General features: G+C 35.3%; 10 protein-coding genes. All 10 read right to left on the reverse strand.

All coding sequences use genetic code 11. The annotated features are described in order from the left end of the window. Nucleotides 1–104 precede the first annotated feature (104 nt). The 10 genes from ACFSAH_RS02750 to ACFSAH_RS02795 all read right to left on the reverse strand — a co-directional run bounded on the left by ACFSAH_RS02750 (nt 105) and on the right by ACFSAH_RS02795 (nt 15,741). Entirely contained in the window at nt 105–1,025 is a 921-nt protein-coding gene (locus ACFSAH_RS02750; RefSeq protein WP_379661163.1) for an alpha/beta hydrolase, read from the reverse strand. A 195-nt stretch (nt 1,026–1,220) separates the two neighbouring features. After that, on the reverse strand, nt 1,221–3,308 hold the full coding sequence (locus ACFSAH_RS02755) for an SBBP repeat-containing protein (RefSeq protein ID WP_379661164.1): 2,088 nt from the start codon (nt 3,306–3,308) through the stop codon (nt 1,221–1,223). Between the two features lie 228 nt (nt 3,309–3,536). Further along, nucleotides 3,537–4,511: a hypothetical protein gene (locus ACFSAH_RS02760; protein WP_379661165.1), complete on the reverse strand. Its 975-nt coding sequence runs from the start codon at nt 4,509–4,511 to the stop codon at nt 3,537–3,539. A gap of 113 nt (nt 4,512–4,624) precedes the next feature. After that, nucleotides 4,625–5,290, reverse strand: a complete 666-nt coding sequence (locus ACFSAH_RS02765) for a DUF4627 domain-containing protein (RefSeq protein ID WP_379661166.1) — start codon at nt 5,288–5,290, stop codon at nt 4,625–4,627. Nucleotides 5,291–5,555: 265 nt separating this feature from the next. Continuing rightward, a complete protein-coding gene (locus tag ACFSAH_RS02770) occupies nt 5,556–7,568 on the reverse strand; it encodes a DUF6259 domain-containing protein (RefSeq protein WP_379661167.1) in 2,013 nt (670 codons plus the stop codon). A 2-nt stretch (nt 7,569–7,570) separates the two neighbouring features. Beyond that, a complete protein-coding gene (locus tag ACFSAH_RS02775; RefSeq protein WP_379661168.1) occupies nt 7,571–8,500 on the reverse strand; it encodes a DUF5017 domain-containing protein in 930 nt (309 codons plus the stop codon). A gap of 16 nt (nt 8,501–8,516) precedes the next feature. Then, nucleotides 8,517–10,112, reverse strand: a complete 1,596-nt coding sequence (locus tag ACFSAH_RS02780) for a RagB/SusD family nutrient uptake outer membrane protein (protein WP_379661169.1) — start codon at nt 10,110–10,112, stop codon at nt 8,517–8,519. Nucleotides 10,113–10,131: 19 nt separating this feature from the next. Continuing rightward, nucleotides 10,132–13,596, reverse strand: coding sequence for a TonB-dependent receptor (locus tag ACFSAH_RS02785; RefSeq protein ID WP_379661170.1), 3,465 nt, complete (start codon nt 13,594–13,596; stop codon nt 10,132–10,134). A 315-nt stretch (nt 13,597–13,911) separates the two neighbouring features. Continuing rightward, a complete protein-coding gene (locus ACFSAH_RS02790) occupies nt 13,912–15,069 on the reverse strand; it encodes a FecR family protein (RefSeq protein ID WP_379661171.1) in 1,158 nt (385 codons plus the stop codon). Nucleotides 15,070–15,162: 93 nt separating this feature from the next. After that, nucleotides 15,163–15,741: an RNA polymerase sigma-70 factor gene (locus ACFSAH_RS02795; protein ID WP_379661172.1), complete on the reverse strand. Its 579-nt coding sequence runs from the start codon at nt 15,739–15,741 to the stop codon at nt 15,163–15,165. Nucleotides 15,742–15,805: the final 64 nt, after the last annotated feature.

Here is a 15,805-nt window from a genome sequence, read left to right on the forward strand (position 1 = left end):
AACCGAACAAGAGGTGTATAGTAGAACATTGGCCTGTTTAGATTCTTATGATTCGAACCTAATTTATATAAAATAATGCTCTAAATCTATAACAACGGTGAATATCATTTCAAAATACCCTGACTGTCCATCCAGTTAACTAATCTGTCAAACCAATAATCTTTAACAGTTTTGTTGTTTAACCCAAAACCATGTCCTCCGGAAGGATAAATATGAGCTTCGTTTTTCACGCCGGACTTATTTAAAGCAAGTATATAATTAAAAGTATTTTCTACCGGAACCGTTTTATCGTCATTTGCGTGAACCATAAATGTAATTGGTGTTTTGGCTGTTACTTGTTTTTCGTTCGAATAAAGATCAATCAAATCCTGTGATACATTTTCTCCTATCAGGTTTTTTCTGGATCCTTTGTGTGTAAAATCACCAAAAGTAATTACCGGATAAATCAGAATAGAGAAATCGGGACGAACACTTGTTCCTTTTTTATTTTCAATAACTACTCTTTCAAAATGAGTTGATGCAGTAGAAGCCAGATGCCCACCTGCTGAAAAACCTATTATGCCAATTTTATCGGGATTAACTCCATATTTTGATGCATTTTCTCTAACATATTTTATGGCTTGCTGAGCATCTTGCAAAGGTCCTATTTTTCTATCTTCCATAATTTCGTCGCTCGGCAAACGATATTTTAATACAAAAGCAGAAACACCTATGGATGCAAATTTCTCTGCCACATCGTAACCTTCATGACTAATAGCAAGTCCTCCATAACCTCCACCAGGACAAATAACCACCGCAGCCCCTGTTTTTTCACCACCACTTGGGGCATAATACCTCAAATTTGGCTCAGTAACTTTACTGGTCCAATAAGTACCATTCTTTCTTAGAATAGTCTCTTCTTTATAATTATCAGATTTCTTTTGTCCGGGGATGTTCTTATAAAGTGGAATATATTCGGGACTTTGTGCCCAAGCCATTTGTTGTATCATTACAAATACAAAAATAATTATTATATTTTTTTTCATTAACCCATACATTTTGGATTAAATATAATCATTTGAATCTTTTTGTATTGAATTTACTACTGATTCTTACGGCATATGTAAGTATATCAGAAGGCTATTTAGGTGAATCGTATTGAAAGCCGTATTTTGTCAGACTGAACATTTTGATAAGCTCAGTCTGACATTTGTTATTTATGAAACAGCCCTTTTGTATTATTAATTATTTTTGTTTGCCTGTTTTATTACTTTATATAGCTGTATTTGTTCTCCATTCTTTAACTCAACAAGATATAGCCCGTTTGGTAATGACTTCAGATTTAAAACAATCTCATTTCCTGTAACCTTACTTACGGTATAAACATTTCTTCCTGCGGTGTCCATCACCCTCACTGATGTATTCCCGTTATTTTCTTCCAGTTTTAAGGTGACTGTTTCTATAAAAGGATTTGGATAAACTATAGACTCATTCCATTTATTCCGAATCGGTATAATATCAGAATAGGTTATATGGCCACTAAAATCCACCTGTGCTAGTCTGTAATATATTACTCCATTGAGATTTACATAATCAGTATAAAAATAATTATTTACCGAACTAGTGTTACCATGCCCTTCAATTGTAACAACGTCAGAAAACATAACTCCGTCTGTACTTCTCTGCAAAATAAAATGACTGTTATTATTTTCATTTAACGTTTGCCAGCTCAGGCTATTCTTTCCTGATTCTTTTTTTCCGTTAAAATAAACTAAATGCACAGGTAAAACATCTGGTTGTCCTAACTTATGTATAAAAACATCATCACCCCCTAAAGTCCTAAACTTAATGGTAGCGGGTACAGGTAAATCAAAAATCGCAGCTCCGGCAAATACGCCAGCGGTATATATATTGTAGTCTTTATCTACACTTATAGCCTGCCCTTTGTCTATTTTACCTATATAGGCTGTGTCCTCTCCAACTAATTCCGCAGATGTCCCTCCTATCCTATGTACCCATTTAGTTATCCCATCATTTTTGACTTTTACAATAAAAGCATCAAATTGTCCGGGAGCAGAAGAAAGTATACCATTACCAAAATCTATATTGGTTCCTGCAAATCTGCCAGTCACGTAAATATCACCTTTAGTATCTATGGCGACTCCTTCAGCCACATCTTCTGATGCCGCTCCAATTCTTTTACTCCAGGTTACTTTTCCATTATTATCAAATTTAATTATATATATATCTCCATTTGTACCAGGTTCTTCTAAGGAACTTTCTCCTGATATAGCTGGATAAATATTAAATTCCCTATACGTTCCTACTGCAAAAACATGACCACTATTATCTGCTACAACGCCGTAACCCTGAGCTGAGATACTGGGAACTCCTGGACCTGTAATTGCTCTATACCACTGATATACTCCCTGATCTGTTAATGTTAACACAAAGGAACTTTCTTTAACAGCATTCTCTAGTTGAGCAGGAGCATCGTCGGGATTAAAGTTAACCCCAAATTTGTATCTGCCTGTTAAATAAATTCGGTTATTTGCGGTATACATATCATATATAGTGATATTGCATGTAGTAGAAGCATCTATTCCACCTATTCGTTTTGCCCATGCAAAATTACCATCTGTATCTAGTTTTAAAACAAATGAATTCCATGAGTTTGCTCCTGCTTTTGATGTTAAATTAAAAATACCTAAACCCGGATCAAAATCCACGGTACCTCCAAAACGTCCACCAATAAAAATATTGTTAGCGCTATCCACAGACAAACCTGTAGCATTATCTATAGATGCTCCTCCTACAGATTTCACCCATTTAAAGGCTCCATCTGATGCAGCAAGCTTAAGGATAAAAGCATCCGTTCCACCTTTGCTTACAACTATCCCCCCTCCTTCTGTGTCACTCTCATTAAAATCTACAGTTGAAAAAAAATCACCAATAACAATAAGATCTCCATTACTATCTATTTTAATCTTATTTCCTATATCATTTCCCTCATCACATCCATAAGTTTTTATCCAGATATATTTTCCCTCCGAATTTATTTTTGCCACATATATATCTTTTAGCCCCGTAGAGCTTACAGTTGTCGATGTATTATCAGCTAATGTCACAGTAATAGGGCCTTCTATAGCACCTGTAATATACACATTGCCATCATTATCATGAGCTACTCCTTTTACTATTTCAACAGCAGGAGAACCTAGTGTTTGCGCCCATTGGGTTTCTTTCTCTTGAGCTACTAGCTTTTCTGCAAAAAGAAAAAGGAAAAAGCACACCAATGACGGATAGCGGAAACGTAATAATTTTTTCATAATAAAAGTATTTAGATTAATATTAGTTTATATATTAACATAGTACCTTTATCGGTAACGCACACACACTCAGATCTCATTTTTTATTGGTATCCTTTTAGCACAACTTTAAAAGGGATTGATTTTTAAATCATGGACAATAAATAAGAGGAGCTTGTTCTTTCAAGATTCTTAATTATTGTATTCTTATTTATAGGAAATCTTACTCATAATCTATCAGGTCAAGAATTATGATTCAGGAGTGATTCTATCTATTTTAAAAATAGTTAAAACATTAAATACGTCTCCTTTATCCACAGTATGTTTGCCAGAATAATCAAAATAGATCTTGTTGTATAATTTAGAGTTTGACAACCATAAACTACTATTTGGCAATATTTCTTTTCGTTTTACAGAGACTGTAAATCTATAGGTATCTCCCCATAATATCATCACGGAAGCCTCTTTATTTCGACCGGCAGGCCCCAATGGGTTTTTATGTCCTTCGTACGACACATCAAACACCTCATGGAGGTCATCTCTTTTAGCCTTTGATGTTATAATCATGTCTTTATCATCTCTGGCAACAGGGAGCATAGTTAAATACGAGTTGCTTAGTGTCTGTTCGCTCAGCCATTTTATGGTTTGATAAAATTTAATCTCTCCGCCTGTATTGAAATCCCATTTTTTGGTAATTACTGCAATCTTATCCATAGTGCTATTAAAAGCGTATAAATCTGACTCCTGTTCTACATAAAGATTTTTAAAGGACTGGAGCGTTATACTTTCACTTTCCGGGACAATTTCACCATCCAGTACAAACCTGATAGCGGTTTTTCTTTCAAAACCATGGTTAATCCCACCTACAAAGTCATTATTGATTTTGAGTGCAGTTTCCCATTCTCCGGGCCGGATAATATTGGCTTCTCTTTCTCCTTTTTCATTTCTTCCAAAAGCTTCCCATAATTGCCATATATCATAAAAACTAGTTATCCCTTGCTGATAATCTTTTTTAACATTTCTAAAAGTAAATTCAATTCCATTTGCGGTATATATACTCATAGAAGTTTTAGTTTTCAACAATTTCCCCAATTTCTCTTTTTGATGGGGTTCATCCTTTTTAAGAAACTCCAAATCAGATTTTACAGCAGCCGAACAAGCGTAAAAAGACCACATACACAAAATTGCAAAAGACATAAAAGAAAAGCCTAAATATTGTTTCATACCTAAATAAGATCTATTGTAAAACATTTCTATAAAAATTCGCTAAAATGGTGCTGTATAAAAACACTAACAGGTAACAAAACATTACCTATCAGCATTTTAGTATTGGTAGGTTATTTTTTTATTAAAGCGACATTTGTAAACAATAAGCCAGCATTTTTTGTCAAACATGAAAATGCTACTTCAAAAGCTTTCCTATTTTCATTTGTTGATTTTTCTAATACGATTGGCTCTCTGGCATTAGCAGGTGCAGCCGCTCCATTAATTGTTTTTCCCAAATCAAAATCTATAGTATATTCTTTCCATTCCCCCGTAATTCTGATTTGTTTCAATGCACCTGACAAAGTTGGTGTTTCCTGCGGATTATAGTTATTTAATGGAAAGAACACGAATTGCTGCGGCGAAGTTTTTATCCTTAAATAAACGGCTAAATAGGTAGGTAATTCGGTAGTTGCTTTAGCAGAGAAAGTAAGGCTGTATATACCTTCTTTCACATTGCTTTCTTCTATTTTCTGACCTATATATGAATATGCGTAGCTTACTTTAGACTGCATTTTTAAAGATGCAGCTTTACCTTTGTCTGTATCTTCTATAGATAATATTCCCTGTTCATCTGAAGTCAGGAAAGGAAACCATACCGATTTTACTGTCGGTTTTTTGGTAATATCATTTACCATGAAAGCAGTGTTGGTAAAACTTCCGTCTTTAATCAAATTATTCTGGGCTGTCGCTAATTTAACAACCATTAGTAAACTAAGAAACAAAACAGTTTTTTTCATAATTCTAAAAATTTAAAAATCAAAATATATACACCCTTTAAAAAATTCTTGTTCATTGTTTTAAGTATAAAACACTATTTAATATTATCCTGATTATCGACTCGGAAAAACGACATTGGCAATCCGTTTATTCTGAACAGGCTGGCTCCTGAATAATTCTCGAAAGCGTAACGGACTGCTATCGAACGAGCACCATTTGCACAGAAGATGACTTTTATCAAAACCATACAATTTAGTCAGGATGTCTTTTTCATAAGACCACGCTTTACAGATTAATCCTTTTACATTCTCCACCATTGATCACCACTTGCTGATTAGAATCTGGCAGCACAACTGTATGTTGAGCAGTATCTATGTTTACCAATAATATGGACGTGCTGCCGTTCTGGTTTTCCCATAATGCTCCTCTTACGGCCGCCGAAGATTCTCCCCAGTTCGGGACATTTAAAACAGGGTTATCTCCCGTTGGAGTTATTTCTTTTAACATTCTACCGCCTACAAATATATCATGATGTTGTTTCCTGAAGCTGACAAGATCCAACAGAAAATTGGCATTGGCTTTCATAGCACATGTAACGACGAATGAAGTTCTGCCTCCATTTAATTGGGCACCCCACAATAATGTCAGGGCATTTTTCACCCTATAGCTCATATCATTTTTACTGAATATGTAAAAACCATATAACAAAGCCCTGTCGGAATATATTAATGGAAATAAAGGAAGAGGTTTATATTCTGTCCCTGTGGGATAATTTGCCATTAGAAATAAATCGAACATATCTAAATAAGGCTCTGCGTTCTGCTCTGTTGAGATAATATGACCCGGTTGTAACTTACTCCTAACTTCTGTAAATATATCCCGATAACTATCAACCCAAAAAGAACCCCCACCAACAGGATGATTATGATTTTCGTTAAAACAAGCCCGTCCTCTGGCAGATGCCACCTGATCAAAGTACAATGCATCGGTACCTAATACATTACCTTGTATTTTATCTGTTAAATCTACAAGGGTATTTTTCCATACAGATGAAGACGGACATATAACAGCATTTGGTGCTTTTGAGGCGTAAATTTCTACAACTGGCGTTTGGTTTTCGTTAAGAACTACAGCTGACCTGCCTCCCTGAGATTGATAACTTACTGTCGTAGTATCCCACAAACGTCCATTTATATAAGGCATAATATGAGACTCTTCACTTTGTATCAAATCAATAAGAGCAGAGAAACCATCTCTAGCAGGAAGATATTCGGGATATTTTGTATCAAAATCGTAATTATGCCAATAATACCAATGGAAAGATGTTTGTTTACCAAAAGTATCTATAGCTTTTTTAGTTATAGCCAGTTCTTTTTCATTGGTATGCCCTCCGGTTAACCATAAATCGGAATCAATTAACCATGAGGGAAGGTTTTTATCAGCCATTTTTTTTGCCCCCCATGTTGTTTGAAAACTAAACGGCCTATACCATGTGATAACGGCTTCTTCCCAACCCTTGTCTGTTAAACCAATAGAAGTAGCCCATGGCAACTCAAATTGCCCATTATTATTCCATATTGCAGAACTTACAATTTGATTCGACACCTCTATATTACTAGCTGTTACTTTAGAATTAAAGGCTTTAATAGACGCAGTGGGATCATGCGTAGCATAATAAAAAACATTATTATTTTCACGAACACTTACCATTTGCACAGTTCCACTACTTGAAGGATAATTGTTTATATGTGTAGAGTTTGCAATAGTCGACAGATCATACTCAACACCCCAACCTCTTGGCAGGATTAATTTAGAATCATTGGTTTTTGGTAAAGTTATTATCGGAAAAGTAGTTTCTGCTACACTCCAAAGTTGGGGTAAAGTTGCCCTAATTTTCCATTCAGATAATTTGTTGCTGCTATTTACAGAAACTGTCATATAAATATTAGCTAAAAGACCTCCACTTATAGGGTATTCCCATAAAAAAACCAATGATTTTTCTCCGGTGCCAGAAAGTTCCTGTACACCTTTATAGGTCGCAGTTTGAGATGTTATTGTTAATTTTTGGCCCTGATTTCCGGCAACACTCAGTTTCCAAACCAAGTCATTATTGGAAATATTCCAGGTTTTTCCTGCCTGAGAAATATTAAGCAATCTGAGTTTACTATCATTCTCAAACTTCAGATAAAGGTCCCCATTCTCCAGGTTCACAATATTGCCATTAAAATTTATATTCGGCTGGGCAAAAAGATTCGTAGCCATTATACAAATGGCTAACGATAATAATATATTTTTCATTTTTATTCTGTGATTTTTATTTCGAGTTGCTTAACTATTTCCTTCTGCCCGTAAACACTGGAATTATATGCTACAAACGTACAGGTATACGTACCCGAATCGTTAAAAACATAACTATACTTTTGGGGCATTGGGGTTCTGTATCCCTTTACAGATATAGGTCTGTCCGGGCCCAATTCTTTTGTCTCTATATAAATAGGTGGAGAAATAGCCCAAACTTCAACAACTTTACTTCTAAGCACTGTTGGAGTAGTAAACATAATATAGTTATCATAAACCTGACTTGTCTTTTGATCAGCACTTACAAACTGATCATCGTAAACCAAATTAAACACCTTAGGAGCAGTTATAACACTAATAGTAGAGAATTGCGTAACAGCATTTAATTTAAATTCATACATATACCAGTTTCTGGCAACTCCTTTAGAAGGATCATTCTTGTATTTGAAAGCAACATACAGAGGTTTAGAAGGATCGGCAGCTTCAATTAGGTCTACAGTTCCTGAAGAATAGTTATTGGCACTACCCCACGGATTATTTTCTGGTGCAATTTTAAATTTCCCACTTACGTCATTCGTCCAGGTGGCATTTTTAATATCACCAAAAGTCCCTCCACCGTTATAATCTGTAGAAGTCCATACCGATAACATATCGGGTTGTGTATTATAAGTCACATTAGTTTTAAATGAAGTTGGCATTCCGCTTGTCTGAGAAATCCGTCCATCCAAAAACGCATAGTCATGTAATGGCTCTCCAGAATAAAAAGAGATCTGGTCTGCTTTCCCCGTAAAATCAAAGACCACTTCTTCTCCGACTTTATAGACTAAAGACTCGGTTTTGACATTAAAATCCGGTACACCAACCTCGGCATCCCTATTGCAGGCAGCTATACTTAAAGCGCCCATTAACAGCACATAAATATTTATTTTCATACTTAACAAGTTTATACTACCACCCTATATTTTGAGTCAACTCTCTATTTACACCTATTTCATAAGCGGGAACGGGCCAAACAATATCCCGAGGAGATACATTTTTAAAATACCTGATTGCATGATCCATACTACTGGGCAATCCAGAGTCCTGAGCATTTTTCAGCGCTTTCTCCATATTAACACCAAATAAATTCCATCTCACCAAATCTCCTTTTCTCAGACATTCAAAAGAAAGCTCCCTTGACCTTTCATCTTGCAGCTCTTCTCTAAAACTTTTCTGATCCAACCCGGACAAGTCAAATTCATTTATATTGACAGATCCTGATAACAACTTTCCAAACCCTCTTCTTCTCACTAAATTAATGGCATCGTACGCTTCGGGGGTTGGGCCATTAATTTCATTTTCTGCCTCTGCCAACATGAGCAATACATCTGCATATCTTAAAACCGGAAAATTGATAGGTGTATATTGGTTATCTTTAGGTGTTACCACTTCATACTTCCTTCGATATTTACCACAATTTCTTTGATAAATCTCATTGATAGTTCGATTTGTTTCTACAGCAGGATTACCAGATACAGAAAAAGGAGCCATGGTCCAATCCCTTCTCAGATCTCTTGATGTTAACGAAGCAGGAGAATCATATTTCTTCCATAAAACACCTGTTCCATTAACCATACCTAATGAATAACCATAATTAGCATCCGCTCCGGTATATCTGATTCCATTATAGGCCCCTATTTGGCCGCCTTCTTTAAAAGTCCCCCTATTATTTCCCCAATATTCTATTTCCCAGATACTTTCTTTAATATCATATAGATCTGCAGAATAGTTGATAAAAACCTGTTCGAAACTAGGATTTAAAGCATGCGCTGCTTCTTGATCATTAATCACTTTCTCTGCCCATTTCTTTGCTTCTCTATATCCCTCGGAGTCATATACAGGATAACCCGCTCTAAATAAATTTACTCGCGCTAAAACTCCTCTTACTGCCGATTTATTGATACGACCTCCAAAACCGACCTGAGATGCGGACAAGACCAATTCTTCAGCTTTTTCCATATCGACAATAATTTCTTTATACACCTGACTGGCGGGGGTTCTCGGAACTCTGACCTGCTGAGTAGGTTCTGTTACATAAGGAACATCTCCAAAATTGCTTACCAGTAAAAAGTAGAAGTAAGATCTTAGGAATAACGTTTCTCCTTTAATAGCATCTCTACTTTCTTTAGAAATTGACTGTGGTTTATCTATATTAGCCAAAAGCAGATTTGCGCGATATATCCCCGTATAACAGGTACTCCAAAAATCAGCAACATTAGGATCTACTGAAGGAACAACATATACTTTCACTCCATCGTACGTATTTACCACATTATAAAAACCATCTTCTCCATCTAAGCCCATCCGTTGCATCTCCCTTCCATAGAGAGTATAGTGTGCCAAAGTAGAATATATTGCATTTAATGCATATTTCACTTGGGTTTCAGTCGTGTAATAATTAGTGGATGTCAAATAATCTTCCGGCTTTGTGTCGATAAATTTATTGCAGGAAGCAATTGAGTTTAACAAACATATTAAACCGAATGCTTTTATATAATATTTCATATTTATCATTTTTACCCCCTTATAATGTTGCTTTAATACCAAAAACAATTGTCTTTGCCCTCGGGTAGGCCGACCAATCAAAACCTGGTGTAAGTACAGAGTTTCTTACAGAAACCTCTGGATCCATTCCCGAATAATTCGTCCAGGTAATTAAATTTTGCGCCGTTGCATTCAGAATTAATTGCTTGATTTTTATAGATTTAAGATATTTATCTGGTATAGAATAACTTAAAGAAATTGTTTTTAACCTTAAATAAGATCCATCTTCAACATTCTTGGAGGAATACCGTCCTAAAGGACCTTGCCCTCCTGCTCTGAAATTTGTATTACTAGGATTTTCCGGTGTCCACCTATCTGCATAACTGGCATATTGGTTTCTTCCTGTAACCGGCCGCCCTCCTTCAAAATAAATCCGGTTAGCATTGAATAAATCATTACCATAAGACCACTGAAAAAACGTACTTAATTCAATTCCTTTATAGGTAAATGTATTAGTTATTCCTCCCATATGAATAGGCATTGGATTTCCTATAATAGTCTCATCATACTCGTTAATTGTACCATCATTATTTATGTCTTTATACTTAATATCTCCAGGTTTAACATCAGATGGCGAACCAGATCCGTAATCAGGTATATTTTTCTTCAGATTGTAATCTCTTTGATTATGCGGTATAGTCGGGTCACTATTATTTTGCCAGGTAAAATCATCTACCTGATACACTCCATCAAAAATATAACCTAAAAACATAGCTGCCTGCTGACCAACCTGTGCAGCATAAAGAAACGACTGATTATGGATAGCATCCCAGGTTACCAGAGAATACAAACTACTCTCATCATTTGTTAAAGAGTTTATAATGTTTTTATTGAAACTAATATTAAACCCTGTACTCCAACTAAATTTTTTGGTTTTTATATTTTGTGTATTTAATGTAAGCTCCAAACCGTCATTTTGGAGCTCGCCAACATTCATATAATTCTTCTTAAATCCTGTATGAGACGGCATATTTGCATTTAAAAGAAGATCTACTGTTTTTTTACGATAAATATCTGCCACAAACTCTATTCTGTTATTGAACAAAGACAAGTCTAATCCAAAATCTAACTGTTTGGTGGTCTCCCATTTCAACAAGTCATTTCCAGGGCTACCCGGATAATATCCATATTGTGGTTCGCCGTTCTGAAAGGAATAAGCTTCGGCAATATTTGTAGCAATAATAGTTGGCAAGTAGGCAAAATCAGAAACACGATTATTGCCTGTTAATCCGTAACTCACTCTTAACTTGGCGTCGGAAACGAATTTCAGTTTTTTCATGAATTCTTCTTTATTTATTCTCCATGCAAAGGCACCAGAGGGGAAGTAGCCCCACCTATTATCTACAGGAAATTTAGAAGACCCGTCTGCCCTAAATGTGGCTGTTAATAAATATTTGGATTTAAAATCATAATTAGCCCTACCAAAAAAAGAGTTAATGCGATTCTTGCTAAAAGTCAATTTTGTAGAAGATGGTAATCCGTCATCCATGCCAGACAAGCCTAATGATTCTTCGGGAACAAACTGTGTACTATAACCATAATTCCTGGAAGCACTTTCATAAAAGTCTGTACCCAGCATAACATTCAGGTTATGCATATTATTAAACTTTCTTTTATAGGTTAAAAATGTAGATGATTTCCACATATTAATTTTAGTAATAGCCATATCTCCCTGACTTCCTCTATTGTTAGGATTTCTAGGAGTACCTCTGCTGGTAAGCGAGTTGTAAAAACCAGAAGTTTCAACTTCGTAAGCCATAAATGCACCCGTAGTACGTAATGTCAGATAAGGATTAATATTATAATCAACATACGCATTGGCTGTCAAGTTAATTTTTCTGTTTCTCCGATCTTCATTCTTTACAGATACTACCGGATTAATGAGATAGCTGGAAGGCTCACTTTCGCTATCAAAATCTGCATCCAATAGTTGATCGTCAATCATACCTATATCCTCTTTTCCCGAAACCGGCCTATACCCCCAAACACTGTACATTAAATAGTCAAAGCCATGGGTAGATAAACCAGAAATGAGCTTACCCGTAGATGGGTTATTTGAATAGTTAGTAACAATACCTGTTTTGAGTTTCTTATTGATGGTTTGGTCTAATGCCAAACGAGCAGTTACCCTATTAGAATTACTATTAATAACCACTCCCTGCTGACTGTATATAGAGCTTGAAAGCGAGTATCTGGTATTAGTATTACCCCCTCTCATACTTATCTCGTGAATACCTGTATAACCATTACGAAATACCTGATCTTGCCAATTTATACCGGGGATATTTCTATAATCATCTAAAGTATGTCCATTCGCTTTATAAAACGGACTCGTCTTAGGCAAATCAGCAGGTGTATAAAGATTCTGGATGGTTTCAGAATAATTTGTTCTTTCCAGTTCATACCTTACAAACTCGTAAGGATTCATCATTTCTACACGTTTAGTGATATTCTGCAAACCAAAAGAACCGTTATATTGAATCTGAGGTAAGCCTATTTTTCCTTTTTTAGTTTCTATCACTACTACACCATTGGCACCTCTCGCACCATAAATAGCCGTTGCAGAAGCATCCTTTAATACAGTTATAGATTCAATATCATTCATATTGAGACTGGAAGCATCAAAAGATTCTATAGGGAAGTCATCAATTACATATAGCGGAGATGTGCTTTGGGTAAGTGATCCAGCCCCCCTGATCACAATATTTATCCCCTCGGAACCTGGTTGCCCATCATTCGAAGAAACCTGCACACCCGCTAATCTGCCTGCCAAGGCCATATCAAAAGACATTACCGGTGCTTTAACAAGTTCATTCATTTTAACTTGAGACACGGCACCTGTTATATCGCGCTTGTTTACACTCCCGTAACCTATTACCACGGTTTCATTCAGCTTTTGCACATTTGCTTTCAATACAACGTTGATATGGCTTTTATCACTGGCATTAACCTCCTGAGTGGTATACCCTAAAAAACTAAACACCAATACCGCATTACCTACAGGTGCATTTAACGAATAATTTCCCTTGCCATCCGCTCGGGTAAAAACAGATGAATTTTTAAGGCTCACCATTACATCTGCTATGGGCTCCCCTTTTTCATCCGCTACATTTCCTGTAATCTTTTTTTGTTGTCGCAATAGCCCTATATCCGTTTTCCTACTAATAATGATTGATTTATTATTGATCACATATTTATAAGGCAGGTTTAAAAGGCATTTATCCAGTGTTTCAGAAACACCCAAATTTTTAACAGACACAGATATATTTTTAGCATCTCTAAAAACATCCGAATTTATAATAAAATTATACCCGGTTTGTTCTTGTATAATACCTATAATCTCTTTTAGAGTAGCATTTTTTTTCTCGAATGTCAACTTTTGAGCATAAGTATCACCAAAAGCATGAAATGTAAATGCTAACGCAAGCAGAATTGTTAACTTCATAATTAAAAAGCACTTCCTGATATCGTATTTCGCCCAGCAACTGGACAAAAACATACTTTTTTTGTACATTTGGAATAGTCGTTAAGAGTTCAAACAAAATATTTAATGACGAAAAAACGCACCCGGTACTGGCCTATCGGGTGTTTTTGTATTCGACTAAAGGTTATAATCAAACAAGCCTACGGATAAATGGAAGCGAAGCTGTCTGGAATTTCAAAGCATTCTTTACTCTAACATTTCCCCCATTAAGAACCATGTCGCTAATGAGCTCTCGATAAACTGTATTCATTCTTTTCATTTGATTAGGTTTTATTTTTATAAGTCTATAATTACAATTGATTTATTGTTATCTTTTTCTGATTTAATAATCTTAAATTTCAATCTACTGGCTAACTCAATACTCCCCAAAAGTTCTTCCAGGCTCTCGGTACGTAATACTTTCCCATAAAATCTCTCGTCTTCTACCTGATTCTTGTATTGAACCTCTATATTATACCATCTCGCAATCCTTTCCATAATGCTTTTTATGCTTTCATCTTCAAAGAAAAAGTAACCATTTCTCCACGCCAAAGCAGCTTCTAAATTTGCCTTTACTACCCTAAATCTGCCATCTTCTTTTAGCTCTCCTTTTTCACCCGGCACCAAAAGGACCTTACTTTCCGAAGTTATTAATTCAACAGCCCCCTCTGCCAATGTAGTTGTTACATTTTTATAGCTATTCACATTAAATTGTGTTCCTAAGACCTTAATTTCAATCCCCTTAGAAAAGACCTTAAAGGGTACTTCCTTATTTTTTGCTACTTCAAAATAAGCTTCGCCAACTAGCTCTACTCTTCTTTCTTTATCTGTAAAAGCTACCGGAAATTTCAATGAAGATTCTGAATTTAACCAGACTTTAGTACCATCTGGCAGCACCAATTGGTATTCTCCACCTCTAAGTGTACGAATAGAGTTATATGCCCCATCGTTTTTTCTGACACCTGTATGATCATTGTAAACCAATTCACCTCTTTCGGATTTTTTAAAACTTCCTGAAATCACATCATTCAGAGAAAAATCCCCTTTTATGGTATCTAAAATAATCTGATCTCCGCTTGCAAGCGTAAGTATAGTTTTCGCGCTATCATTATATAGATGTCCATTCTCAGCTAGTTTTGTCTGCTGCTTTATAAGATTTTTATTAAAATTATTAGGTAGAAAAAAATAAGAAATGCTAAACATCCCCATTACCAAACATGCAGCTGCTAAATAGTATCTTATTTTAGTTCTTATTCTGTCCGCTACAATATTACTTCTGAGTTTGCTGTATATTCTTTGATTACGTTCTGTTACTTGTTCTTCCCCGGTGAGATCGAGGTTGTAAAAATGGAACAAGAAATCATCTTGCACATCCTCCAGCATTCTTTGCTCATCTTCTGAGCACTTTCCTGCCAAAAACCTTTCGTATAATAAAATGTATTCTTCCTCAGACATTCTTCGTTTGCATTTATATAGTAGTACCTGATTTTTACAAGCACACACACAATTTGTAAAAAAAATGTCCTTATCTTAATTAAGATTTAATACTTAGAGATTCATCTTTTTAATACCCTCAATTATAATTAAGTAAATCATAACATCTTTCATCGAAGACCGTAGATGTTTTAATGCCCTGGTAATTTGATTTTCTATTGTTCTTTTAGAAATCCCTAATTTTTTGGCAATTTCATCATTGGATAGAAATTCCTTACGACTTAAAAGAAATATTTCCTTACATCTTGGAGGTAGATCATTTAATAGTTGCTCTATTTGTATTTCTAATTGTTTATACGACAAATTCTCATAACCTGCATTCAATACAGACTTATTATTAGCAGTAGTATCTTCCAAAAAATCTGTTTTTGAGGATTTCTTAATTGATAAATATTTATACACTCTATACCTTGTTGCCGCCGAAATGTAATTTTTAAAAACAAGTATCTTCAAGGTTTTTCGATTTTTCCATAACCCCAAAAATATATCATGAACAATTTGCTCACACACCTCCTGATCTTTAATATAAGAAAAGGCTTTACTATAAATTCTTGATGAATAACGTTCAAAAAGAGTCCGAAAGGCTACTTCATTATCCAATGAAATAGCTTCTAAAAGATCCAGATCGGTCATAATAATAGGTTATATTGTGAGCGAATATAGAAATTAATTAAAAAATTAATTGCTTTATGATGTG

This window comes from Pseudopedobacter beijingensis, assembly GCF_042678145.1.
GTDB classification, from domain to species: Bacteria; Bacteroidota; Bacteroidia; order Sphingobacteriales; family Sphingobacteriaceae; genus Pseudopedobacter; species Pseudopedobacter beijingensis.